The sequence below is a fragment of the Granulicella aggregans genome (genome assembly GCF_014203275.1).
In the GTDB taxonomy this organism is placed as follows: domain Bacteria; phylum Acidobacteriota; class Terriglobia; order Terriglobales; family Acidobacteriaceae; genus Edaphobacter.
The window spans coordinates 1-25,591 of sequence record NZ_JACHIP010000023.1 but is presented as its reverse complement, the minus strand read 5'-3'; the positions used below and the strand labels follow the sequence as shown (position 1 = coordinate 25,591).

At 57.4% G+C, this 25,591-nt stretch carries 15 protein-coding genes and 2 pseudogenes; 11 read left to right on the top strand and 6 right to left on the bottom strand.

Annotated elements, in window-relative coordinates; genetic code table 11:
- Positions 1-670: 670 nt before the first annotated feature.
- A complete protein-coding gene (locus HDF16_RS27075; RefSeq protein WP_184223569.1) occupies positions 671-1,648 on the bottom strand; it encodes a universal stress protein in 978 nt (325 codons plus the stop codon).
- A 262-nt stretch (positions 1,649-1,910) separates the two neighbouring features.
- Here HDF16_RS27075 and HDF16_RS27070 point away from each other — a divergent pair, with 262 nt between their 5' ends.
- On the top strand, positions 1,911-2,528 hold the full coding sequence (locus HDF16_RS27070; RefSeq protein ID WP_184223567.1) for a hypothetical protein: 618 nt from the start codon (positions 1,911-1,913) through the stop codon (positions 2,526-2,528).
- Between the two features lie 737 nt (positions 2,529-3,265).
- Here the strand turns inward: HDF16_RS27070 and HDF16_RS27065 are convergent.
- The 4 genes from HDF16_RS27065 to HDF16_RS27050 form a co-directional block, all read right to left on the bottom strand.
- The gene (locus HDF16_RS27065) at positions 3,266-3,487 is read right to left on the bottom strand and encodes a hypothetical protein (RefSeq protein ID WP_221313261.1); all 222 of its coding nucleotides are present in this window, start codon (positions 3,485-3,487) and stop codon (positions 3,266-3,268) included.
- A gap of 715 nt (positions 3,488-4,202) precedes the next feature.
- Entirely contained in the window at positions 4,203-5,312 is a 1,110-nt protein-coding gene (locus HDF16_RS27060; protein WP_184223563.1) for a tetratricopeptide repeat protein, read from the bottom strand.
- A 484-nt stretch (positions 5,313-5,796) separates the two neighbouring features.
- Positions 5,797-6,126, bottom strand: a complete 330-nt coding sequence (locus tag HDF16_RS31710; protein ID WP_348641447.1) for a hypothetical protein — start codon at positions 6,124-6,126, stop codon at positions 5,797-5,799.
- A 178-nt stretch (positions 6,127-6,304) separates the two neighbouring features.
- Positions 6,305-7,756, bottom strand: coding sequence for a Mu transposase C-terminal domain-containing protein (locus tag HDF16_RS27050; RefSeq protein WP_184223559.1), 1,452 nt, complete (start codon positions 7,754-7,756; stop codon positions 6,305-6,307).
- Positions 7,757-8,745: 989 nt separating this feature from the next.
- Here HDF16_RS27050 and HDF16_RS27045 point away from each other — a divergent pair.
- The 4 genes from HDF16_RS27045 to HDF16_RS27030 all read left to right on the top strand — a co-directional run bounded on the left by HDF16_RS27045 (position 8,746) and on the right by HDF16_RS27030 (position 18,790).
- Positions 8,746-10,074 carry a hypothetical protein gene (locus HDF16_RS27045; protein WP_184223557.1) on the top strand — a complete coding sequence of 443 codons (1,329 nt, stop codon included), beginning with the start codon at positions 8,746-8,748 and terminating at the stop codon, positions 10,072-10,074.
- A gap of 78 nt (positions 10,075-10,152) precedes the next feature.
- A complete protein-coding gene (locus tag HDF16_RS27040) occupies positions 10,153-12,432 on the top strand; it encodes a CHAT domain-containing protein (protein WP_221313260.1) in 2,280 nt (759 codons plus the stop codon).
- A 5-nt stretch (positions 12,433-12,437) separates the two neighbouring features.
- On the top strand, positions 12,438-17,693 hold the full coding sequence (locus HDF16_RS27035) for a hypothetical protein (RefSeq protein ID WP_221313259.1): 5,256 nt from the start codon (positions 12,438-12,440) through the stop codon (positions 17,691-17,693).
- Positions 17,694-17,737: 44 nt separating this feature from the next.
- Complete coding sequence (locus tag HDF16_RS27030; RefSeq protein WP_184223551.1) at positions 17,738-18,790, top strand: hypothetical protein; 1,053 nt, start codon at positions 17,738-17,740, stop codon at positions 18,788-18,790.
- Between the two features lie 433 nt (positions 18,791-19,223).
- On the opposite strand, the gene HDF16_RS27025 is transcribed toward HDF16_RS27030, so the two are convergent.
- Positions 19,224-19,631, bottom strand: a complete 408-nt coding sequence (locus tag HDF16_RS27025; RefSeq protein ID WP_221313258.1) for a DDE-type integrase/transposase/recombinase — start codon at positions 19,629-19,631, stop codon at positions 19,224-19,226.
- Positions 19,632-19,819: 188 nt separating this feature from the next.
- Between HDF16_RS27025 and HDF16_RS27015 the strand changes: the two genes are divergently transcribed.
- The 6 genes and pseudogenes from HDF16_RS27015 to HDF16_RS31015 form a co-directional block, all read left to right on the top strand.
- On the top strand, positions 19,820-20,374 hold the full coding sequence (locus HDF16_RS27015) for an aspartyl protease family protein (protein WP_184223549.1): 555 nt from the start codon (positions 19,820-19,822) through the stop codon (positions 20,372-20,374).
- Complete coding sequence (locus HDF16_RS32250; protein ID WP_184223547.1) at positions 20,343-20,579, top strand: PDZ domain-containing protein; 237 nt, start codon at positions 20,343-20,345, stop codon at positions 20,577-20,579. Before HDF16_RS27015 ends, HDF16_RS32250 begins: the two co-directional genes overlap by 32 nt.
- Positions 20,580-20,889: 310 nt before the next feature.
- The gene (locus tag HDF16_RS27005; RefSeq protein WP_184223545.1) at positions 20,890-22,410 is read left to right on the top strand and encodes a Gfo/Idh/MocA family protein; all 1,521 of its coding nucleotides are present in this window, start codon (positions 20,890-20,892) and stop codon (positions 22,408-22,410) included.
- A 584-nt stretch (positions 22,411-22,994) separates the two neighbouring features.
- Positions 22,995-23,393 (top strand): hypothetical protein, encoded by a 399-nt coding sequence (locus HDF16_RS27000; protein WP_221313257.1) that lies wholly within the window; start codon positions 22,995-22,997, stop codon positions 23,391-23,393.
- A gap of 907 nt (positions 23,394-24,300) precedes the next feature.
- Positions 24,301-25,049: pseudogene (locus tag HDF16_RS26995) on the top strand (IS6 family transposase); the annotation flags it as partial.
- Positions 25,050-25,129: 80 nt separating this feature from the next.
- Positions 25,130-25,351 (top strand): annotated as a pseudogene (locus HDF16_RS31015) (integrase core domain-containing protein); the annotation flags it as partial.
- Positions 25,352-25,591: the final 240 nt, after the last annotated feature.

The following is a 25,591-nucleotide window of genomic DNA, read 5'->3' as shown; positions in this document are numbered from 1 at the left end:
TTCGCGAGGAACATGGCGGGTCCATCAGCAGTGTCATGGACCTCCTCCCCGAGATGTTGATAGGGAGTTGGCTTTGCCGCAGTGAGGACGAGAACTCTCACCACGGGTTGCGATGTACGAGCGACTAACAAGAGTTTCTCAGCAGATTCGAATGGTACGGTGTGGCAGACAATCAATAGTTGGATAGGCGTTCTCATGACTCGCAATAAGGCCTCGTCGGCGTTTCCCGCAAAGCGTACTTTATAGCCGACGGACTCCAAGAGTATCTTGCGCGAGCCCGAAAGATGCAAGTCATGGCCGTACAAAAGGACATTGCTCGGAGCCAGCAAAGGACCATCAAATGAACGGACATATCGGTCATTCCCGGCCTTCAGCTGTTGGGGGAGACGCATGACGGAGATCTCTTGCGCGCTCGAAATCATTTGTAGCGTCGATGCCACCATGTCGAAGTCCTCTGAAAGAAAGTTTGCTCCTGACTTCAGAGGCCGTCAGTGACGGCGGTCACTGATGCACTCGATACCCGTGAAGATGATTTGCCCTGCGCGGATACTGAGAGCCGTATCGGTCCATTTCATCAGACACATTTTGCAAATGCATCCCAGTCACTACGTGTAAAAGTGGTTGCAAGTGGACCTCGCCTGTGCACAAACGCAGCCGACAAGGGCAATAGCTAGCCGGTAAGCGAGAGCACAGAGACAGCTTCTGGTAGAGCTTCCTGTGCAATCGTGGCTTTGATCGGTCTGGGTTCAAGAGGGAAGGCCACTGTGAGAACTGGGCAATCGGCTTCCGCAATGATTCGATAGGCGATGTGCGCGGGCACATGGGACGCGGCGAAAGATGCGCGACGGACGCCTAAAACAATGAGCCTCGCATCGTGCTTTCGCGCGTACTCAACTACGGAGTTCGAAATCTCGCTGCCGTAGGTGATCGCACAGACAGGGGGCTGATCGTTCTGCCGGTTGATATCAGTTGTAAGGTGCTGCAAGGCCTTTGTGATGATTTGGACGATCGGGAGCTCGGGTTTATCTTCATCAAGACTCCTGGGAAGAACATGGATGCAGTGGAGAGGTAGATTCAAGGTGCGAGCGAACAACGCTGCGTAAGCAATCGCCTCGGTCGTCGCTACATGGAAGTCGGTCGCAAAGACAACGACGCCGTCTCGCGCCAACCTCACCGCCCTGTTCTTACCTCCCTGCGGGCCCACCGTGAATACAGGTCGTGCTGCGTTACGAAGAACGGCTTCTGCCGTAGATCCAAATACAAGCCGCTCAAATCCACGGATGGCTCGCGTCCCTAGGACGACAAGGTCACAAGACTGCGAGGTCATCGTATTGAGGATCGTTGCGTGAGCGAGCCCGGTCGTGACGGTGCCGTCGCAGGAAACTCCGCTCTGACGTGCCGTATAGATCAGACGTTCGAGCGACAGCTTCGCCTCTTCGCGGAAGTTGGCGAGGTCGATGAAAAGCCCACCCGATTCGGGTGGCGCGCTGCTGGAGTAATCAAAGACATTGAGAATGTAGAGACTCGCGCTGAATTGGGCACAGAGAAGAAGCGACTCTTGAAATGCGGCATCTGCCGCGGCCGAAAAGTCAGTTGCCAGAAGGATCTTCTTAACCGGGAAAGCAGACCTGGGAATTCTAAGTTGCATGCTCCTTTTTCAACCTCCCATTCGCGATTGGCGCGGACGGTGACAGCTCCCAATGGCTCGCATAGATCCCTTCGGGAGCAAAGAACCTCTTCCGCCTTGCGACATCTGAGACTTGGCTTGAGTCTGATTAGAGCAATCGAACGTAGTATGGTCTGTGACCGGCGTCACTGCCATCTAGGTCCGGCACCATCATCCTCATGAAAGCGGCAATGCGCGGTTGCTTTCGGAAGCAGCGTAGCGCTAAGCCGCCAACGGAGGCGCCATGGAAACGTACGCTAAATATTGGACGACCTCACTTGTGAGGGGTCTCGTTGCCATTCTTGCGGGACTCGCGGTGCTAGTCCTTCCGTCGATGATCACGCTCGTATTCCTGATACCCTTCGCGATTCTGGTTTCGATGTTGTGTCTCGCTGCCTATGGAGTCGCAGATAGCGTCATCGTACTAATCACGAGCTTTATGATCCGGCACGACCCCGCTGGGCGGTTCGCTCTACGGGCGCAGGGAATCGGAGGGGCGATCCTTGGAACTCTGCTTTTCTTTCTCGTCTACGATCGGGCGCAACTGGAATGGTTTGTCATTCTCGCAGCCCTTCAGGCTCTTGGCACTGCCATCACCGAGTTCATCGTTGCGCGCCACACTTCGATCCATCACGGTTCAAGATGGTGCTATGCTTCAGCCGCAATTGCGATTCTTTCAGCCATAGCGCTTATCCTTGGGAGAGGCCTCGAGCCGCAGAGAATTGCGTGGCTCGTCTTTAGTTATCTTTGTGTCTTCGGGCTTACTCTCACGGTTCTATCCGCCCGAATGCTTTTCGCGGAGCGAGTTACAGAATCCACGGCTGCGGGGGTGAGAGAGGTTGCTCTGGCAAGGATCCGATAAGCAGCCAGTGTCGGGCTATGGCCATGGTTCATCTATTTGCTACTCGCTGAAGTGTCTTCGATAGGACACCACGCAATCCGATGCCCATTTAGAATGGTTTGTGAGGTCTTCCCCATTGCCGAATCTCAACTCCAATACCCTCACGTACCGACGAAAGGAAGACGGTTCGCACGATTCGATCTGTCTCGCCTGCCTCGCAACAGTTTCGTCACGACCGGTCGAGGCAGAACTCGAAGGGGGTGAGGAAGATCACGTTTGCGCCTTCTCGTTTGGCTCGGTTCACTCCAAACGCGCTGTTGAAAACCCTGCAGAGCAAGTGCAATGATCCCGCACGGGCAAGAATGGAGACGCTTAGTTCTGCTCGGTAAGCACAAGGAGAAATATAGGCGTACCGTTGTCCAAGTACGCGAGTATTCTCCCCTTCTCGCCTCGAGCATTCTTTGCTTCGCTTAAGACGGGCACTTCTCAGGCACGCCACCGATCTCCGGAGCAGCCATGAACTTCCACCAGAGCTCTGATGTACACAACCATTTGTCCCAACACAGGCCCCATGCTGTCCTACCTCAGTCCTCACGGCCTGTTACATCGAATCCAGTTCACATACCTGACATCAGGATGGAGAGCGACCTTCCCATATCGGCGCAAGTTATGAAGGAGACGGCACCGAGCTCGAAGCCCTGGCGAATCCTAGGAAGAAAGCTCGGCCTCAATTCGTGAGGCCCTAAACCCAATGATAGCTACTGGATCAGCGGAGCACTGAAATTGTAGTGCTCCGCCACTGCCACGCAATTGTGATGGCCGCGTTGCGCCAGGTCCGCTTCCACCGTCTCCCAATCGACGCCGGAGATTGTATCGAACGACGCCCTGAGTCCCATGAGGGTCTTGCCGGTATGCCAGCCTCTCTTGGCGTTCGCGTGACCGTAAAGCAGGGCAACATAACGGGTGCACGGAACGTTCAATGAGTGTTCATAGATGCGATAGAAGAAGATCTGTAAGTCTGTTGTTCGAGCGTCCATCCTCATTTGACGTTTGGGAGGGCGCAACGCGCCCTTTGGAAGTACGAAAGGGAAGCAGCCATCGAATCCGAGCACCTAGGCGTCTGACGGAAATTCCTCCGGTTTACGGCGCTCGAATCGGCGTCCGTCCGATGCGGAGATGGTCATAGATCCTGAGCCAGCTCAGGTGTGGTGACAAGGACGACCCACGCTGTACCGGAGACGACACTTTACACTTCTTTCGGTGCGACAAGCTTTACGGCCGGCCCATGCTAAGCGGCGATGGCCTTCTTCACCGACTTGACAGTCTTTCTGTTCTGTTTTAGAGAGGTCTTCTTCGCTGCGGGCTTGGCAACGTTGCTGATTTTCTTTAGCGCAGCCCAGCGCGCTTGGTGCTGCCGCAATCCGTGCCTTAAACTTCGAGACTAATGTAGTCTCTGACTTTCTTTGCTGCAGGGCGGCGATTCGGGTTTAACGGATTGGCAGTGTGCAGGAGGAATTAACAAAACCAAAGAAGACACCATCGAGGCGTAGATCTGTTTAACCATGAGAGATTATCTTCCCACCGGGGGCCATCAGTGTTTAAGCTCGTGAAAAACGGGATTATGGGAAATCACCCATGACAACCGGAGTTGTCGGGGGTGAACTCGGAGCTGCGGAATTTCAGGAATGGCGGCGGCTAATAGTTCAGGTTTGCCCCGAAGTCAGGCATTTTGCCCTCGGTTACGTCTGAGCGCCACTTCGCAAGCTTGCCATTATCGTCTTTCCAAAACCTACCGCAAGACACCAGGTACGCTAGAACCGGCTTGTCATCGCCCTTCTGCAGCAATTCTTTCGCAAGCATCATGTTTGGGCCGAACGTATCAAGATGAGGATTTCCATCCGCTAACCCAGCCTTCGCCAGATACGATCCCGCCGCCGCAATGTCTCCATGTTGAAGAGCTATTCGCCCGAGGACAATATTGCCGTAGTGAATCTCATCAGTAAAATCCTCCCCTTTTGTCGCTTGATCGGCCATGCCCAGCATCTCTTTTGACCACGACGTTGCTTTTTCTTCGTCTCCAGATTCAAGAGCAGCCTGAGCTGCATCAGGAAGAACAAACCGTCTTTCCTGCTTGCCGTGGGCGTTTTTCAATGCCTGCTCAAACATGCCGAGGGCTTTCTTGGCGTTCGTGACACGTTCGGCGCTTGTAGCTGAGTATCTGGTGTCGTGCCAATAGTCGGTGGCCAATGAAAAGGTGACATCGTAAGCCGCGGGGTCAATCGTGCGAGCACGTTCAAGCAACATCTCAGACTGCGGATAGTCGTGGATCGATGAGAAGAATTCTCCGGCGTTATGATTCCGGCGTGCATCCGATGGTTTCGTTTGGACCTGTACAAGCCAAAGCTTTCTGGCCTCATCGAGGCCCTCGGGGTCTACCTCTTCATCCTTCGGGTAGAACTCCATAGCGGGTTCTCCTGCAAATCCAGAAGAAGGCTTGTTTGCGATGACCCATAAGATGTGCTGTCGACGATTAGCCAGTTCATCAGGAGATAGTCCATCGGGAGACGACTTCTTAAAGCTGTAGAAGTACAGAAGCTCCATACGGTCGGCGAAGCTCTTCGGATCAGACTTAACATTTCCTTCGAGATGGTCTGCCTGTTGTTTCGTCATCCCCACGGTGCGTGCCATCAGAAGAAACCGTAAACGGTCGGCAGCACTGTCGCGGAATGCGAACAATCCGCCGACTATGACGACGGGCACCAAGAGTGACGGTACGAGCCAAGTCAAGACCATCTTGCGTGTCATGTGTTTGCTCCAGATTGACTGCAAGTGATTGTAATTCCCTTCAATCGTCAGCCGAATCGCCGTAACCACACCCCTGTAGGCGTCACCTCAAGAAACGGAATTTTAGGTATGCTAACGATGTCCCGGCGCTGAGTCTAAACAGCTTACCGGCTGCGCCACACTGCACGTGTAGCGAAAACGACCGTTTCTCGGACGACCGCAAAAGGGCTTGCAGAAGGCGCCTGGGACACCAAAACCTGTCCCATTACCCGTCTCGAAAACAACGTCTGGCTAACGGTGACGTTTTGAGACGCCACACAGGCCGACTACACGTGCTTAGAGTACGTAAAATTCCGTTTCTTGAGGTGACGCCTGCTTACTGAGAGGTACCCTTCAGGCGGTGCCGGATCATCTTGTTACTCTTGAAACGGACGCTTCAACCGGGAACAGTCAAATGAAGAGGCATAGAAGATCCACGCTGCGGCGCTTGTCCGAAACGGCGACTTTACGGAGAAGCCTCATCGACAACAGTGAGGGAAGTCGGGTCTGAGACTTCCTTTTTGCCAGCTTGATAGAACTGGTAAGTCTGGAAGTAGGCAGCGTACACTGCTGGACGATTCTCCGGCGAGCATCCTGGTTTTTCTAGAATCTCGCGACGGCGTGCCTCGTCGCGCAGCCTAATCTCTTCGAGTACAGCCTCGGCCTTTCGCTCGATCGGCCGAACTGCAATGCCAGTCAACCTCTCTCGTGATCTGCTCAAGTCCATTGCGACTCTGGAGGGTGTGTTGATGACCTCTGCGGTGTATAAGACCGTGTCGAAGATCACGGAAGGCATCGTTTCTTCATCCCACCGATCATAACGATCCAGAGAATCTGCCCGGCTGTACCGGCGCGCAGAAAGCGTCTTGCCGACACCAGGAGGGCCATAGCACAAGCCGATATACCGATACGCCCTGCAGGCGTCGCAGAATTCGACAAACCTGCGGTGTTCCGAAGTCGCGACGAAGCTTACTTCACTCGTTTCTGTAGCGCTTGATTCTGGTTGCTGGGGTTGTTGCGGCGGGCGCACTGATCCGTGTTCGCTCAATACTTTGCCCTTTCTTGAGTTGAATAAGTGCTTCAACAGTCTTCTGCCTGCTGTCCAGAATGCTCTTCAGTTCACGACGGCGGCTGTTGCGTACGCGAACGATGTCGCGGAGCTCAAACGTCTCTCCCGCAATCTCTGCGGAGATGGCTCGGCAAAGGAAGCGATCCTTGAAAAAGACACGAATTTCAGCCATATCGCGAGGATCAAAGCGAACCGTTACGTCTTCTCCCACGTAGGCGGCAAGCGTGAGAGAGATGTAGCGAAATCCTTGGAAGTGAATACCATCGCGGCGAACTCTCCGAGGCCGGACCTCCTCGATCAGCAATAGATCGAGCTGTTCGAGTGAGTCTGGTACGCGAGGTAAGAATCCGCCCTCTTCCCATCTCGCAGCCGGCGCAAGGTCCGCGTCTGCTGTCGGTGTTCGCTGGTACACCTCAAGAAGGAATGTGCGGAAATGCTGCTCCAGTTGGTCGATGGTGAGCGTCGGTTTGCGACGCCCTCTGCGCGTATAGCCTTCCAAATCGCAGAGGAACATTTCGTTTACGGTGCGAAAGAAGCGTTCAATTTTGCCGCGGCCCTGCGGCTTGCCCGGCGTCGAGAAGACCAGCCTCATTTTCAAATCGACAGCCACCTGCTCAAGGTGTTTGGAGATGAAGTCGGCCCCGTCGTCGACATAGAGGACATCCGGAATGCCGCATATCTGCCAGTGAGGATCGGATTTTCTCCAGATTGCCTGTCTCATCGCGAGCGAGGTGCGAAGCGACGAAGGAGGGTCAAAACCAAGAAAATATCCGGCGACAGAGCGGCTGTAGTCGTCAATCACTGCGGTCAGCCAAGGCCGGCCCTCAGTGCCATCCTCGCGAAGCAAGATGATATCCAGCTGAGTGTGGTCCGCTTGCCAAAGCGCGTTGGGCCTGGATGCCTCGCGACGATGAACCAGGTCGTTTAGTTCCCCGAACCTGCGGGAGCCCTGCTGTGCAAGAGTTCGGAGGTCATTCGGCAGACTGTGAACGATGTCGCGCACAATCCAGTAGCTTGGAGCCGGTTCGCCGATGATCTCTGCAAACTGCTTCGCCTGGCGATGTACTGAGCTGAGAGGGAGAGGCGGTTTCTCGAGAGCCAGCCCCTCAATCGCCTCGCGCAATCGAGGCGAAGTGACCCGTCGTTCACCGACGTCTATGCGCTCCTTTCGGACAAGCCCAGCTAATCCGTCACGCTTGTAATTCGCCACCCATCGCTGAAGTGTACGGAAGGAGACGCCCGAGCCCTCTGAAACGGAACGTAGTTCCCGGCCGTTCTGCAAGTGAGGCTCGAGGAGCCGAAAGCGCTCAAGAGCAAGCTTGCGTTCGGTATCGGAGATGGCCGTCAACGTTTGCACGACCATAGCCTACGACAAATAGCGCCTCAAAATCTACGACGAATAATTCGCAAACCACAGGCCGAGTTTGCGACTCGTGAAGCACAGTTTTGGTTCCCAGCTAGACATCGGACGAAGTCGACAGCAGATGTTTCCTGCTCTTGTGGGAGATGGCGGCAAGAAATCGATTTGGATGGGACTTAGCCATAGATCCTTCTTGAAGCCAGGTTGATTTCTGTAGGGACGCGACGTACTTACGCCCGGTGATGCCTTAGATGTTCCAAACTGGCGAACGTCGCAGCAGGAGGGCTTAGCCGACCTGAGCTGTCAGTCTCCCTATGTTCCTTTTCCACCCATCCTGACCGAACGGGATGAGCTCGGTCTGGGTGAGGCGTCTCAGCTTCCACTCGCTCATGGAGAGATAGGTGGCAGCCTGCTTGGTTCGCAAGAGCCTTCTAATCAACATGGGCACTACGGTCATGGAAAGGATTCGAGGATGTATCTGCTTGCGAAGATGGAGTTAATCTGACCAGTAAGTTCTGGATAGTGCGGCGCAGGTGGTGAAGCTTATCGAGGTGGAGGATGCAGAAGCGCCTCGATCACGATTTACCGCAGCGTTCGAACTGCTATAACGCCATCGCGCGGACTGTTAAATATGCAATGAAGTCTGAAGCTCTCGAGCGGCCGAACCTGGCCAGCATCTCTGGAATTGGTCAAAAGCCATCGCATCTATCGCATTGCTCGTAGGTGCAGTGGTGACTTCAATAGCTGTAAAGCGACCCGCCTGGCGCAGAGTGCTTCGAATGCGACTCATGTACCGAAGATTTCACTTGCAGATCTGCAACTCAAGACCGGAAATACACCCATAAGCACTTACCATCTCGAAAACTTTGGCCAAGCGAAAGCTAGGTCTTGGTTATTGTTTCAATAATCATTTTGGCTAATCGCGACTGACACTCTTCGAAAAAATCAAATAGCGCCTGATGGCCGCGACCGAGTAGCATGAGCGGATGCCATTATCCGTAATCGCGAGGCGTCGACAAGGCTGCGTTGAGATCGACCGTCTTCATCATGAATTCGTGACCTGGCACGCAGACATTCAGTTGCCTCAGTACACGACGCAGCTTGATGCTTTATCCGGCGAGATTACTACCTGCACGATCCGCCTGCGCTCCGCGCTCGAAAATGTGTCCGCCTTGTCCTCCGGTGCGGCGTATGGACAATGTAGCCGACTGGAGCGGCAAATTGCCTGGTTGTGGCGTGCCTGGGAATATTTCCGGGCGAAGTTCGATCAGCGTCAAGACGACCGCTATGCCGACACCTTGCACGCCACAGACGAGGTGGTTTGGAGTTGTTATCGTCCGTTCTTCAGACAGCCCCTCGGGGAGCTTGTTCCCGATCCCGCTCCTCTCCCGTATATCGAGATGGAATACTCCCCAGTCGCTGTCCGCAGCGACCAGACCGCAGTGCTGGGCGAGCGTCCTAACCGCCAAGAACTCCTTGAACTCGCTTTCAAGAAGCTACCAATGCCGATTCTCAAACTGCCGATCAGTGCTGTGTCGAATCCGTGGGTCATCGCTCTCGCGGGGCACGAGATCGGCCATTTTGTCCAACCTATGATCTCCCCCAATCCGTTTGACTTCGTTGGCGCTTTCAGACGTGTCATCGAACAAGCGGCGGCGGATTCCGAATGGGGAAAATGGTCCGTCGAGATCTTCGCTGACTGGTACTCGATACTGACCATGGGCCAGTGGGCGCTTCACCCAATCGCGCAGTTCGGCACCGGCGAGATGGCCGCAAATACACTTCGGGGCGGCGTTTATCCGTCGCTACTGGTTCGGTTGGAATTGATGGCCGCGCTTGCGGACGACTATGGCTTCCCTGGAACGGCGGCGCTCGAGTCGCTCGCTGTTGACCGGCCAGCTCCGGGCGGATCCCCACAGTACGATAAAGACCGTAAAGCTGTGGCCGCGGTTGCACAAGCTATCGTCGCCATGGACGAATGTCGAACAATCGCGAAACGCATTGGTCCGCGTCCGGAAAACTTCGTTCGTGGCGGCCTGGCGGATCAGTGGGCACTCCATATCCGCAATGGCAGTCCAGAGCCCGTCTCACAAAAGCCCGACAGCGCCCGCCTGGTAGCCGCCGGGTCGGTCCAGGCGTGGGATCAGGCGGTGTTTGCAGCCGCTCAACTCCCCTCAACTTCTCAGTTCGATCAGCTTGGTTCAAGAGCCCGACGCGCGATGCAGGCTGCGCGAATGCCGGGTGTTCGCTCCTCCTCGGCCAGACCCGCCAGCAAACCTGGCGACGTCCTCTTCGAGTTTCTCGAAGGCGTGTAGGTCTTCCAACAACAATGCGGAGAAGGCGCTTCGATTACGCCCGATCTGTGTTATACGTTGTGGCTTGGAAACCAAACCATGATCTGCCGCGTCTTCGCCCAGAAAAGATCCGATGGGTGGCTCTTGCGTCTCGCGTCCGACGTTCCGTTGGCCGCGCCCTTCTCCGATCGCTTTATTGGGGTATTACACGAAAACACGCTGCCGACGGCGCAAGTGCTGCCGGTTCCTCCCGCTGCCGAGTCTGCCCTCTGGGCGGGCAAGCCACACGCTGCGATCTGCGCGGCAACCGAATACGACGATATCGACGCGGTCTACCGGCGCATCCTCGACGACAACCCAAAGAGTGGCGATGTGGCGCTATTCGGCGAGTTCCTGACGGCCGTCCTGCTTGGCCCCAATCTCGATCTACTCCAGAACTCGCCAACGACGGTCGACCTTCGTCTGGTCTTCGAGGACCCCGGGCTGCAGCGCCTGCCGTGGGAGATGATGTACGGCCCGCAGGTCGTCGTCTCCCGTCCAAATGCGCCGCTCTGCGCACGTCCCACCGGCCGTTTCGCGATCAACCGCGAAGTGCCGCTTCGAGATGCGGAGCCTGCGCGCAGCGAACCCTACGTCGATTTCCCGCTACGCGTTCTCTTTGTGGCCGAATCCAAGATCGACACCGTCTTGCGCCCGGGCGCGGAGTTCCTGGGTCTGCTCCGCCACCTCAAGATTCCTGCCAATCCGCAGCTCCGCGGTGACTTCGTTAGTGCACAGATCAAGCTCCGCTTCTTGCCGGAAGCCGACATCGAGCGGCTTCAGCAGGAGTGCCGGGAGTTCCGCCCCTCCGTGCTGCACTTCATCTGTCACGGCCGGCTTGGGCCAGCCGGCAGTGCCAGCATGATCGTCCTGCGCAAACGTGCCGACGGCGCAGGCGAAGCCGGTGGCCGCTCCGAACCCTTCCCCGTAACCGCCGACGAGCTTGCAGACCTCCTCGAAGAGGACGATCCCACGACCCAACTACCAGGATGGCTTCCGCCAGTTATCGTGCTAAACGCCTGTTACAGCGCGACCTCGGCAGAGGAGACCGCAAGCATCGAGGACGTCCATCTGCCCTTCGCTGCGCGGTTGGTCCATCGGGGCGTCGCAATCGCCCTGGGTATGGCCGGCGAAGTGGCCGATCCCGCCTGTCAGCTGTTTACACTTCGCTTCTACCAGGCTCTGCTTACCGGTACGTCGGTGGTCGACGCCGCCTCGCAGGCGCGCCGGACAGTGCTTACCGCGTGGCCTGCTTATCAGGAATCCATCGAGTGGGCGCGTCCCGTGCTCTTTATCGCGAAAGGACTTCAAGGCTGTATTCAGCTGTCTCCCGGGCCCACGTTCGACCTCGTCACCGCGGCCGAGCGCTTCCGCAAGGATGGTACCGTTCCCGCCATGATGTGCGACCGCTACGACATGATGGTCGCTTACGACCGACTGGTCAGCCTGACCGCCAAACCCGGCGCGGGTAAGCTCCTGGTCGCTGTCTCCGTGGAGGACAGCGACACTGGCCTTGGTAAGACCCGGCTGCTCGAAGAGTTCGCAGTGCGGTCCATCCTCGACATGTTCGTGCCCTGCATCGTGCGCAAAGAAGGAGAAGTGCCACGGAGTTTTCTCGACTTCGCGCTGGTCCTGACCGATGCGATCAACCAGACACGCAGGAACTTTGGGCTGCCTCCACTCGTCGAGACCGAATCGCGCCTGCTCGCTTTCTATTCGTTGAACGTAAATCCGGCCGCTGAGCAACGGGATCGCACCATGATGCGCTTGCGTAACATCCTCAAGGAGATGGCTCCGGTAGAACCTGCCCTGGTCCTCAAGGCGATTCAGGACGACTGCGCACGCCTCATCTCTGACATTGAGGCGAAGACGAAACTCACCCACCGTACCCTCATCTTAATTGACGAGTTTCACCGGTGGGATTCGGTATATCCCGAGGTGCTTGAAAACATTTCCTTCGCCGGTCTCGGCGAGGATACTTGCCCCATCCCGGTGATCATGAACTATCTTTCCGGCACCTCCGACGGCCAGAATATCTGGCAAAAAGTGAAGTCTCTTCCAATGGAGCGACGCCCCTCGCTGCGACGCTTCGAGTCGGAAGTAGAAATCAGTATGGTCTATCGCCAATTACTGCTTTCACAATGGAGCCTAGCCCCCAAGCTCAGTCCAAAGGCAGGCACTACGGTCAACGCAATCTTCAAGGCGCTCCAGGAGAAGACCCGTGGCGTCCCGCTGAGGTTTATCGCTTTGGATGTCGAGGCGTTCATTGAGGGTGTCCGTTTCAGCGACGCCTTCACGAACGCCGATTACGAAACCGCGCTGCGAGACTTTGGAGTGTAACGCAGATGGCAATGTTGTCCGGGAGCAAACCACGCGACGACTCAGAGGATCCTGAACAGCTGTTACGGGAGGCGTTACGCCAAAGACTCTCCTATTTGCCACGCCGAGCCATCGCATGGCTGGTCCTCGCTCCGGAGTGGCCCGAGGAGATCGTTCGCCTGGGTTTCCCCGTAGTGGATCGGGTCGGCTTTGGGATTGAGTCATCTTCCTGGACCTCGTCGCTCGGAACGGGAGACGAGCCGGTTGAGATGTTGCGGCGCGCCCCGAAAGCCGCGACGGACACGCCTGCACCAGCGCACAATGGGTTTAGAGAGATGTTGCGGCGCGCAGCGGGTGTTACTGCTGACGTCCCGGCAGCTGCACAGAGTGAGGTGAGAAAGGTGTCTCGCCCTGCGCGTCCTATCGTTCAGGCATCGACCGCACTCACTCCCTGGGAGGGAGATACCTTCCGCCTCTCGCCTGAGCTACGATTGGCGGCGCTGGAAGACCTCCTCACCGAACGAGATAATGATCTGGGAAGCGAGGAGTCCGGACTGGCCTACGTCCGCACCCAGCTCACCCACGCTGCCCTGGCGATGCTCGCCTCCGATAAGCTGCCGGACTATCCAACACTCTGGCGCTGGGCGCAACTCGCGCGACGCGCCGCCTCGGACGACGATCTGCGTGCCTTCCTCGACGATCAGGTCAAGGCAGCAATCTCCGAAGCCGAGGCCCGCAAAGAGACGGCGGTTCCTGAGGTCCTGCGGTGGATCGAAGCCGCCGAATTCTTCACCGACATCTTTCAGGGCAAACTCGAGCTGGCCCTTACCCTCGCCCGCCGCCGCCGCGAACTCTTCAACCGCCGAGCTTATGATCGGCGCAAGCTGGACAATTACCTGCCGCGCGAAGCCCAGATCGAGGCCTTTCGCGATCTGCTTCACGACCCCCATCACTGGGCGTTACACTTCGTCGGCAATGGCGGAATGGGCAAGACCATGTTGTTGCGTTATCTCACAGACATGGCGTCCAAGCCCACCAACGACGGGCTTGGCATTCCTATCGTGACCTCCCGCGTCGACTTCGACTTCCTCAATCCCGACTACCCTTTCCGCGCTCCAGGGCTGCTTCTCTCCGCACTGGCGACGGAGTTACGCCTTCAGGCTGGCAACGAGGCAACCTCGATTTTTACCAGCTTCGACCATAGCATCGCTCGCCTGCATGACGAGGCCACCCGTCGGCCGGGCGCCATGCGTCTTCTTCCGCTAGAGCATCCCCTCTTCAGCGACGCTATCAATGATTTCGCCTCAGCCTGCCAGGTCCTCGCTTTCGATCCCGCCACGAGTATGCCGCGTTGCGTCGTGCTGATGCTGGACACCTGCGAGGAACTGGCCAAGCTACGTCCTGACGGTACGGTCCCTGAAAATGTTCGCGTCACTTTCGAGGTCCTAGAGAGGTTGACGTCTCTCGCGAATAGCGTCCGGGTTGTCTTCTCGGGTCGGCGCGAACTGGCCACTAGCGGCTACAAATGGAAGCTCAAGGTAACACCGTCGGAGTCGTCGTTGTCCGCTCGAGACTATCTCCGCCTCTTTGTGGTGCAGGGCTTCGACGACGACGAGGCTCGTCACCTGCTGGAGGCCTACCAGATCGACGGGAAGCCGGTGCCTGCCGCCTTTCGCGATCCCATCCTGGCGCGGACGCGTTCCACCGAGGACGCGGAATACCGGCGGTTCACCGTCGCCGGCCAAGCCGCGGCAGACGCCGAATTGTCGAGCGGCCGCCATAATCCCTACGACCTCGACATGTACGCGGAATGGGCGGTGAAGAACTCCAAGTTGAGCGTGGATCAACTGCGAAACGCTGACTCTCACTTTTATGTGGAGGAACGCATAGTTCTGCGCTTGAACAAAGAACTGCTGAAGCTGCTTCCCCAACTTGCCCTGCTGGGCCGCTTTGACCGTCCGTTGTTGGTGGCAATTACTCAAGTCGATCAGAACGCGGCGCAGCTTCGTGAGGAGGTCATCGCGCAGGAATGGGTCCGCGGCGACCGCGCAACGGCGATCGATATGTGGCTGATCGAGCCGCGTCTTCGCCAGCGCATCCTGGCCTATTACAATGATCGCGAAGCTGCGGCCCTCGTCGCCAGCCGCCGCTCCCTGGCCGACACGCTGACAGCCATGACGTTGTGTCGCCCCTTCGAGGAGCTTACGGTGCAATACTTCAGCGCAGCCTTCGATGCGCTTCGGGACGACCCCGAGAGGGCAACCGCTTGGTGGTCCGAGGTCGAGAACCGTCTGCTCGCGGAGAATGCATGGCCAAGTTGGGGACAGGACCTTACCTCTCACCTGCTCGCCGAGCCGGCCTTTTCTTCGGACCTTCAGACCTCTTTCCGCGCCGCCGTCCTCGCCACTGAGGCGTCGGTAATCGTGCATGCCGGTGGAGACGCCGGCACAATCTGGCAGCGTGCCGAAGCCGCATTGCCCGCCCATCCGGCCCAGACCGGAAGGGCACGGCTGGCATTTCGCATTCAATGTGGTACCAGGATCCTCTTCCGGCAGGTTCCTTCTCTCGGCGACATGATCGAAGACGAGCAATGCCGAGCCTCGTGGCTAGCGGCAGTGGAGACACTCACCGAGCGCGTCGAGCGCGATGGAACGCCGTCCGAACGCTTACCGTACGGAACTCTTTATCTGCTCCACAACGATTCCGATCCGTACCTGAAGTCTTTCGCCAAGTCTCTAACCGCTCGCCTGGAATTTTCTGCGAGCAAGGGGGGTGTGAAGCGACCGGACAGGTCGCAGGGAACCCCCCAAGAGATCGCCCGAAGTAGATTCCGCGAAGCAGTCCAGGCCGCGGATGGAGTACCTAAGCGGCAAAGCTGGCTTGATTGGCGCGCGCCCGACAACCTGGTCGCCAGATTCGAACTCGAATTTCTGCGGGCCTTTCCCGATGAAGTGAAAGAGATCGCTGCTCAAGCAGAGGGGCGGCCCAGGTCCGAACCTAGTATCGACGAGGACCGCCTATGGTCGGCGTTGATCCGCGAACGGGATACGCTCCTGGAGCGCTCGGAGGCGGACAGTCTTTTGGTAACGATCGACGTGGCGACACGGCCGCTGTGCAACGCGCACCGACAATTCCCGCCGCGGGATGTAACCTTGGCCGAGAGGAACGCACGACACAACCCCGTCGAAAATCTTCACCTGCTGCTCGGCTACTCCAAGGTCGCAAAAGCGGCTGGCCTCCTTGATGTCTCCCTCGAAGCCGACCGCGCGTTGACCCGCGTGATTCTGCGCCAGCGAATGATGTCGGAGAACTGGCTGATTCCTCCGGCAGTGTCCGCGTCCGATCAGCCGTACGACGTCTGGCTCGACGGAGTAACACGCGCGCTGCATATGTCCGGTGACTTGTTGCAGCCGCGTGTCGCCGCCCTGATCGATTATGAGCAGCCTGAGACGCGCGAAGGCACCTGGCCGCACGTGGAGTCGCGGCTCTTGAGCCTTGATCTCGCTCAACTGCGCGATAACACCACGGTGAGCACTCTCAGCCAGGAGACCGCGAAGGCTTTCACAGCAATCGGTGACGCCAAGGGCGTGTTCCTCTGTCACGTCATCGAAGCTAGCTGGCGCGCCCGCAAGGGCAAGCCGCTCAGCGCCGTGATCCAGAGGATGACTGACACAGAAATCCCCGATTGCAATTGGGACCAGATCAGCCTTGCCGCCCGCGACGATGACCCCGCGTTCCTCGACGCCCTTCGACCCGACTGGCGACCCTGGATCGCCCGCGCGCTCGCGGTCTTTGCGCGGTCAGCCAGACCGAGCAAGGCCCAACACCCTGAACGCATCGTCAAGTGGCTGGTCGAAAACCACGCGTGCGAGGTGGGCGACCAACGCGTGCTTCCGCTCGAAGAGGCCTTCCTGCAACGTACGCCTGGCTTGGCGGAGAGCATTGGCAATATGATCGGCATCGCGATAGCGGGTGCCATTCTCCTGGCCGCTGGCTCGGCTTACTGGTGGTGGCTTTGGAGGGCTACCGGGGGCCGATGGTTTGCCCTGCGTCCCGGTATCTCTTGGCACAACGTCTGGACTATTAGTCTTCACGCTCTAGCTGTTCTCTTTTTGACCGTTCTCTTCCTGGTACTGATCTCGGGTTTTGCTGCCTTGGTGCAGTGGCTGACCCGGCGATTCACCTCCCTGAGCGGAATTGCTTCGCCCTTTGTTGCCGAATATAACTTTCAAGTCGCTCTGGACGCCGACCCCAATCGCCCGCTTTCGACCGCGTTTAGCGTCAAAGTTGTGACGCGTTACTTCTACTGGCGCCAGTCTTCATCCATAACGTTCGGTCTCCAAGCCATTACAGACGGTCGATATTTCGTCTATCGCGATGGCCCACTCGGCACCGACGCAATGCGAACGACGCTTCGAGTCCTACAGGTTCTAAAACTGCGACCAGAGTTTCGCGTGTCCGTCGATGCAGCGTCCGCCGGCGGGAACTGGGAAGCTCTGCTGGCAACGAAATCCGGCGACACTGCACACTTCGCCGATGTCGTCCCGCGCTTCAGCCGCACCGTCTCCGGGCGCTCCCTGCTCGCCCAGCCCAATTGGGAGAGCCCGGTCGGCTTCATTACCTGGACGTATAGGGGTCTCGGCCTCGAGCGCAGCACCTTTTCATCGCGGAAAACTTTCGGCTCCAAAACGCGCAGATATGGCGCTGAAGTTTTGACGCGCCCGTCCGAGTTCGAGCAGGTGCGGTACCGTACCGGCATCGCTCATCTCTTCGGCTCGCCGGTCGAACGCTCCTCCGAGGTTTTTCTTGGCGTCGGCGGTGACGAGTCGGGCGCCGTCCCCTACTGGATCTCGCCCCCCGAGATACAACGCCGCTACCCCAGTCTGCGCCTTCTGGTAGTGCAGGCACCCCCGACCGACGTTCGTGAGCGTACCTCATCCGACCGCCTAATCGCCGCGCAGTTGAAACGCTTCGGCGCACGTGCGTTTGAGTGCGGCATTCCCGCCGTGCTTGTTCTGCCCTCCCTGCCTCTCGCTCTGGGGAATGCGGCTTCGTCGATACTCCTTGAAGAACTTAGGAGCAACGCCCGAAACGCCGCCCATCGTCTCACCACCCTGACTCGCCGCCTGCAGGAGCTCGTGGGTGCCAGCCCCCACGATTCTCCCGACGTTCCCTATGAATTGGCTCTTGATATATGCTTATACGTCGAGGAACGGGTCAACTTCCGGGTACGCCCTGAAGAAGCGACCAGTTCCAAGGCTGAGCTGGGGGCCCAGAAGTAGCGAACCTCCAAACCGGCCACTTCGAACTGACTCCAGGAGCAGAGATGAATCCCTTCGATACGGTTCTTGACTGGTTCAGTGATAAGTTTCGGCACGATGCAGAACACCGCCTAGCATCTTTCCTGCCCGACGGTGCCGGTTCCCTGAAGGCGAACGAGCACTACTTCCGACTCTGGCTCGACGAAATGTTTCTCAGCCGGGACCGCGACTGGTTCTCTTCCTGGCATCCTGCGGTCCACTCCGCCGTTACGTTCGAGTTTGGCGACCAGACCCAGGTCATCACACGCATTGCCGGCGCGTCCAGTTTGAAGGATGTGGACACCAATCACCTGGACCGCGTCATCACGCTTTCTACTGCGTTGACCGCGCTGATGCCCTTTCGTGGCGGCACAGTTCGCATCAACGCCGCGCTGCTCGCCATGCAAGGCACGAACTCAGTGAAGCTGCTGGTCGATGTGCTGGGCGAGATCAGCACCAAGCTGGCTGTGCCGCAACTCTCGATGGCGCTGGACATCGCCAAGCCCCTAGCGCAAGGCGTAAGCGCTCTGGTTGGCGTGACGAACGGGGAGATGATGCTAGGCCTCGACGCCACCCTCTCCGGAACTGACCTGCAGTCGGGTTCCTATGCCATCCTGTTCGCCACGCCGCAGGAGATCGCGGCTGCTGACCTTTCCCTCGTTGACCACCATCTTCTCCTACGGGGCAAGCCCCTGACCGGTCAAAACTATATGGTATTACGCATCGAGCGCGTGGACTCTCGAGATGATTTCGACTCGCTAAGCGCCATCTATGAGCCTTATCAGCTGGCCATCGACCTCCTCAGCCAGGGCGATCTGCCGGCCGCACAGAATGCGCTCAAGCAGGCGGTCCGCGCAGCGCTCAAATCGAATGATCTCTCCGAATCCGACCGCCGCCGGGTGATTGACGCATTGAAGAAACGCTACGCAGACGCTCGTGACTTGCTGGGTGCGGCGGCGGTCTCCGAATTTGTGAGCGATAGTCTGGACGAGTTGATCAGTAAGCAGGCCATATCCGTGGCAGAGGCGTCAGCTCTTGGGAGTATCTCTCGAAACGAGGCCTTCCAGGATATGGGGTGAAGACGTGCGGGCTTAACTAGAGCGCCCAAGCAGCGCATAGCGCCTCCTTTTGATCCGGTGAAGCCGGAAACTCTTAGTGTTCCGATCTTGAAATAGCCCTGAACATCCGCGTCTCAGGGTCAACAAGTGCGTTAGCCTGTTCGCGCACTATGGGCTCTCGCTGCCGTTGCTGAATACCGATAATTTACGGCGAGAGGCGGATCTGAAACCTCTGACTTCCGTTCTGGATCCAATGCAAATCTAGTGTCGTGCGAAAGCTGTAGAGGGGTCCCCATTCGAAGTGGCGCCTTCTCCAAGAGGCTCTGGTGCAAAGTTTTCGATGCTCTCAGATTTTTTGCGGCGGGGTCTACGATCAAGCGGCGAGCACTGCGTTCCAGAGTGTGGGCGCAGTGTGGTCTATGAGGCGGAGACGACTGAGGGAGAATTGCCCTTTTTAATACGACGAAGCAGTTCCACTCCTGCGATGGTGATGGCAGCAGAGGAGAAGCTCTTGAACCCGAGCATGGGGCCGAGTTCTGGACTTGATACCGCGATGATCCTGCTCGATCAAATTGTTCAGATACTTCGACGAGCGCAACCGCGTGCGTCCTGGAAGCAGGCCGTCGGTCTTCATCTCGCGCACCGCGCGATGGGTGGCGGCGTAGCCGTCCAGAGTAATGGTCTGCGGTGGTCGACCCTCATTTCGAATCGCCTTCTCAAAGAAGGCCTTCGCTGCTGCCACGTCCCGTCTCTTACTGAGTAGAAAGTCAACAGTCTGACCAGCGAAGGTATAGACCATGAGACCGATCAGGGCACGGTCACGCAGGCCGGGCAGGGAAGTGGTGTCGATCGCGTCGATCAAGGCACGGGCTTCGTCCGCCTGTAGCACGGGTGTCTTGCCGCGCCGTTGCGAGTGCTTCGGCCCACGGACTGCGTGAGCTGGGTTCAGGGGGATAACCTGGCCGACTCAACATCAAGAACCAGACGTTCTATGTACTCGACATCCCCTCAGACGCAGGCACTCCGCAAATGGTCGTTTGCTGGGAGTTCATGCAGATGTTCGCTGTCGAGATCGACTCCAAGCGCAATGAAATTACTTTCTTTGAAGGCACGCACTTTCGCTATCAGGGTAAGGGCGAATCACTTCCGCTCTTCTTGCACACGAACGGCAATGGAATCGATGTGGACGCGAAAGTCGACGGGATCAAAGGCCGCTTCCTCGTCGACTCCGGCAACCAGTTTGGAACGTTTCTAAGCTCCGTCTTTGTCGCTCAGAACCATCTCGTGCCGAAGCTCAACGCACGGTATCGCGGCTATAACGGCCGTGGTTTCGGGGGCGATTCACCCCAAGCATGGTATGTTCGCCTTCACAGATTTCAGGTGGGCAAGCTGAAAATCAAAGGCCCCATTTCGCGCCTTCAAACTGCAAATGACAGCTTCAATGACAAGCTTACCGGCAATATCGGCCAGGATATTCTGAATCGCTTCATCGTCACCGTCGACTGCAAGCACGCAGTCATGTCTCGAAAAAACTTCGTTATGGAACAAGCCCGAAAGCTTCAATCGCACAGGAATGCTCGTCGATTACGACCACGAATCGGATGAGATCAAGACTGTTTCTCCGGGTAGCCCGGCCGAGGCCGCAGGCCTCAGGCAAGGAGACCGCATACTCACGATAAACGGCACAAAGCCAGCGGACGAACCGGACAACCCACTCTTCAAGCAGCCCGTCGGCACGATCCTTCACCTCCAAGTGAAGCGCGGCGAGAGCTCCCAAGTATACGACGTTAAACTGCGCGACCTCCTCTAGTCGCATTCAAACTTCATCCGTCGCCCACGACAACTCCGGTTGTCAGGGGCTTTGCTGAAATTGCGTTTGCCGAGATTGCAGTCGAAACCCGGCCAATCCCGACTGAGTCTTGATCGACACAGCGATCCGAGTAGGAGGACACATCGCTGGCCTGCAATCTGAACAAGTGATTGCCGTCACTACCCTATAGCGAGCCACGACGCACGGCGGAAGCTCCGTCAACCAAACCATCTGTTAATGCAGACAGCAGCTGACCGTACCGTGTACTCTTTGCGCGATGGCTTGGGATACTCTCCCTTGGAGACAGCAATTGAATCGTCGGGAACTGCTTTACGGCGTCGGCGCGTCCGCCGTCGGTTTTAGTCTGCTTGGCCTAAAGTCATCAGCAGAGCGATCCGCCCCGAGTGACAAGCTCACCGTGGCCTGCATCGGCACAGGTTCTCAAGGGCTGCGGGTCTTGCTCGATCTGTTGCGGTTACCACAGGTACGAGTAGTCGCCGTATGCGACGTCAACCGTCTGAGCAGCGATTACCTGGATTGGGGTCCAAACGAGCTTCGCGACAAGGTCAGGACGGTCCTTGGCGATACCAGCTGGGGGGCTAATCATCCCGGACCCACCTCTGGACGTGATGCCGCCCAGAGCATTGTGAACGCGTTCTATGGCAAACAGTCGGGGAGAACTTCGACCGGCTGCGTCGCTTATGAAGACTTCCGCGAACTGCTCGCTAAGCAGAAGGACCTCGATGCGGTTGCGATCAGCACACCAGACCATTGGCATGCCGTCATTGCTATCGCCGCCATGCGAGCAGGCAAGCACGTCTACAGCCAGAAGCCAATGGCCCATAACGTCTGGGAGTGCCGGGAGATGGTTCGAGTGGCAGCACAGACGCATCGAGCGACGCAGGTCTCCATCTTCAATTCCAACCTCCCGGCTTCGCATCAAATCCATGACATCCTGACCTCGGGTGCCATCGGTTCAGTGCGCTCTGTTGACATCTGGACTAAGCGCGCATCGAAGTTCTGGCTTCAAGGACTGGCAACGCCGATACAGGCCGACCCCGTGCCCGCCGGATTGAATTGGGATATGTGGATCGGCCCCGCGCCCTTCCGTCCCTTCAATCATGCCTACATGCCCTTCATATGGCGTGCCTGGTATGACTTTGGATGCGGAGCTTTCGGTGATATGGGCGAGTATGGCTTCGACACACTCGCGCGAGTCCTGAGCTTACCAGCCGCCACCCGCATCGAAGCCAGCACGACGGATCGCTTTCCGGTTTGCTATCCCGTCGCATCGGCCGTCCATATGGACTTTGACGCCACGAGCACTCGTCCAGCGCTACGCATCAACTGGCTTGATGGTGGTATTGAACCTGCGCGTCCACCGCAACTCCCTGTGTCCGAGCAAATCGGCGAAGACGGAGAAGGTGTGATCTATCACGGTGAGCACGGTAAGTTGCTGACGGCATTTATGGGTCAAAATCCGCGCGTTCTGTCGCCGAGCGGTAAGCTGGAGGTGCCGTTTCCAAAGGTAGCTTCGGCACCGGAACCTTTCCGAAGAGAAGCGCCGGAGCTTGGGGGGACTGCGAGCGGGGCCAATGCGGCGCACTACGTGGAATGGATTGATGCCTGCAAAGGTGGCCCACCGGCACGAGCCAACTATGCGTTCGAAGCTCCTATTGTTGAGACCCTCCTGCTTGGCTGCATCGCAGTGCGGACTCATGAGCCACTTGTCTGGGATGCAGAGCGGTTTGCCTTCACGCAGGGGTCGGCAAAGGCAACAGCCCTGCTCAAACCTGACTACCGGGTTCCGTGGGAGATAGCTTCGAAATGATCTCCTTGCGGTAATGGCAAAGCACGAAGTTCACAAAACGCCGATTGTGAGAGTGAGGCGTAATCTCCTACTGGAGCGAACAGAATGCAGATGACCAAGAGAGAAGATCAAAACTGCTCATCATTTTGGCTACCTCGCTATCGCTTTTTGAAGCTAGAGCGCAGGTGTCACACTGTGGTGGCTTCACGTCAGTCCGGGAGTTCACCTCACCGATGTATCCTCCGATAGCCAGGGCTGCGTCTGGGATCGCTGCAAGCGTCCTGCGATGCTACGACTAGCCGCTCTTGGGAAACGTTAGGAACCTATCAGGGCTGCCCCAGCCGCGGAGGTGCGGGGCAGCCCTGAAGCAGGGTCCGGGGCAGTTTTGATAGGGGCGTTTGGAGGAAGCCGCTGACGTGTGCGGCGGATGCGGTCGTCTATGGGATTTGAATCGATTGTCGCCTGTAAACCGCTCAGTGGCTGAGACTTAGCCAGAGGTCGCGACGATCGATTCAGGAAGTCCAAGCAGCCCATGATGTCCGCAGTATCACACGCGCAGCGGTGCGCGCCGCTACTACAATACAGTGGTCGGCCTCGCGACGCAGATGACGCGGGCCCAGATCACCATATACTCCGTGGTCCCACTCAATCTCTCCCATGGCACTGCCCAAAGCGGCTTCCTTTACCAAAGTTTCCTTCAGGGCATAACGACTCCTGGGAAGGCCGATTCGCCCAATCTGGGTGTCCAGGTACTGGCCGTCCACTCGGGTGGCTTGGTTTTACAAAAAAGCGGAGACTTACCCTCTCAAATCAATCGTTGCTTGGCCGACGCCAACTCTTTCTACGAAATGACCTTCGATGCTGATCCAGGCGACGCCTTTGGCGTCTATCACTCGGTGAGTGTTTCCGCAGATTATCCAGGTGCGACAGAGCGCACCCTCACCGCTTACTACGCGGGCAAACCGCAGGCAGTCATTACTCCTTCGCTTTTGCCGAATAAGTAACTCCGCGAGGCAAGAGGCCGCGCCGAAGCACAAGAGATGGTACGGAATGAGGTAGGTGTTCCTTGGCAGCGTGACTGTCATACCGGCTGAGAAACTGAACCGTGAACTGATCAGCCCAGTAACGAGAAGAACAACCGCGCTCGCATCGAAAAGGGCAGAAAGGCGTGGCAATTTACCTCCGTCCATCCAATCTCCCCAGCAGGATATACCTCAAGAAGGGCTGGCGACCGGAAAACGGGGTTTTGGGAAATGGGTCTACCGCGGTGGCCCATTGCCGACACTTTCTCCAATCGCGCAGACTTCTCAGGATTGGAGCGGCAAGGTCTGCCACAAGTTTCGTAAACGCAGTGGGAACTCCTTTAGGACAACAGGGATCACTCGTTGCAAGAACCGCGCTGTCGGAAACCTGCCGCGGCACTATGTCACTCCGCATCAGGTAATTGAAAGCTAAGATGCGGTCTAGGAGGAGGGGAGCATGATACGGGCGGCGAGCTTCTCCTTCGCAGACCAGTTCCAACCGAATTGCTGAAGCTCATCACGTCCTTCCATCCTTGGAACCCGACTAATTCCGGGGATTGCCCAGGCTGATTTTGCTTCACTCGCTGCACATCTGTAAGGACACCTCCCTTTGAGGTTGAGCTGATCGGATCGGCCTGCGAAATAGAGGCTTGAGCTCCTTGTCGTCGACATCGTCTATCGACTCGAAAGCGCCAAGCATGTTCCTGACCTCGTAGGGACCGAAAAACAACCGAAACGGTTCGCCTATACTTTCGACACGGCTGGGTCATTCTTCAGTGAATGGCTTTTGTTAAGGCTACGAATTCGTTCGGTTCGAGCGCTGCTTGCGGCTCTGTTGCAAAGTTTGGGTGGCCGCCTGAGACGGTCCTGAACGCGAGCGGAGCCGACCATGTCAGAGTTCAAGTGGCGTCATTTTGAAGGCGAGAAAATCCTTTGGGCAGTGCGTTGGTACTGCCGCTATGGGATCAGCTGCCGTGATGTTGAGCAGATGATGGGCGAGCGCGGCGTGGGAGTCGACCACTCCACGATCTACCGTTGGGTTCAAAAGTACGCGCCTGAGATCGAAAAGCGTTGCGGTGAGAGTGGCGTCGCCCGCAGTCGACGAGCTGGCGAATGGACGAGACTTACGTGAAGGTTCGCGGCAAGTGGGCCTATCTGTACCGGGCGCTTGACAAGGAAGGAAACACGATCGACTTCTATATCCCGCCGACTCGGAACGCCAAAGCGGCGAAGCGCTTCCCGGGAAAGGCGTTGAACGGTTTCAAGGCTTGGGAGAAGCCGAAGGTCATCAACACAGACAAAGCGCCTACCTACGGCATCGCGATTTCGGAGTTGAAGACCGAAGGCAAATGCCCTGAGGAAACGGTGCATCGACAGGTCAAGTACTTGAACAATGTCGTCGAAGCCGATCACGGCAAACTGAAGGAACTGATCCGTCCAGTGAGAGGCTTCAAGACGTTGAAGACGGCCAACGCGACGATCATGGGTTTTGAAGTGATGCGTGCTCTACGCAAGGGCCAGGCCGCAGTCTTCAACCTGACTCAGGACATCCGCGGCGAGGCTCGCATCGTCGAACGAGCTTTCGGAATCGATGCCATTGCACTCGCCGAAGCAGCCGCAATGATCACTGAACAACTCGCACTCCAACGGCCTGACGCCCGGATGGAACCGCCCCCGGGACGCCCCTGTCCATGCCTACTTTTTGCAACAGAGCCTTCCTCAATGGGTGGATCTTCTACTCCATGAAGGAGATCAGGATCCGGGCCGAGCGCTGGAGGATCCAATACAACACCATCCGGCCGCACTCCTCCCTGGGCTATCGACCACCAGCACCCGAAACCAAAGCAGGGTATGGAGAAATGGAAAGCAAACTGCGCTTCCCACTTCCCCACACCCTCGACGGCGGCTACTTGATCACAAAAGAAGCTGCGCTACACTAACACTCCACGGTACAAAAGATCGGGCAGACCAGGCGACACAGACCGCTCGTCTCAGAGTGACGCTTAGTAGGTGGCTACCCGCAAAATCTGGCCTGCTCCAGCGGGTGCAGCCCCGGCATTCGAGATGTACATCGCTCCATCCGGCCCAAAGGCCATTCCTGCTGGCACGGTGAGACCGGTGACAACATCCTCGACGATGCCTTTGCGATTGAGTCTCACGACTTTGCCGTCCCCGGGCGT

Coding starts and splice junctions, on each gene's coding strand:
- HDF16_RS27075 (WP_184223569.1), bottom strand. CDS start 1,648: ATGCAACTTAGAATTCCCAGGTCTGCTTTCCCGGTTAAGAAGATCCTT.
- HDF16_RS27070 (WP_184223567.1), top strand. CDS start 1,911: ATGGAAACGTACGCTAAATATTGGACGACCTCACTTGTGAGGGGTCTC.
- HDF16_RS27060 (WP_184223563.1), bottom strand. CDS start 5,312: ATGACACGCAAGATGGTCTTGACTTGGCTCGTACCGTCACTCTTGGTG.
- HDF16_RS31710 (WP_348641447.1), bottom strand. CDS start 6,126: ATGCCTTCCGTGATCTTCGACACGGTCTTATACACCGCAGAGGTCATC.
- HDF16_RS27045 (WP_184223557.1), top strand. CDS start 8,746: ATGCCATTATCCGTAATCGCGAGGCGTCGACAAGGCTGCGTTGAGATC.
- HDF16_RS27040 (WP_221313260.1), top strand. CDS start 10,153: ATGATCTGCCGCGTCTTCGCCCAGAAAAGATCCGATGGGTGGCTCTTG.
- HDF16_RS27035 (WP_221313259.1), top strand. CDS start 12,438: ATGGCAATGTTGTCCGGGAGCAAACCACGCGACGACTCAGAGGATCCT.
- HDF16_RS27030 (WP_184223551.1), top strand. CDS start 17,738: ATGAATCCCTTCGATACGGTTCTTGACTGGTTCAGTGATAAGTTTCGG.
- HDF16_RS27015 (WP_184223549.1), top strand. CDS start 19,820: ATGCAGATGTTCGCTGTCGAGATCGACTCCAAGCGCAATGAAATTACT.
- HDF16_RS32250 (WP_184223547.1), top strand. CDS start 20,343: ATGCTCGTCGATTACGACCACGAATCGGATGAGATCAAGACTGTTTCT.
- HDF16_RS27000 (WP_221313257.1), top strand. CDS start 22,995: ATGACGCGGGCCCAGATCACCATATACTCCGTGGTCCCACTCAATCTC.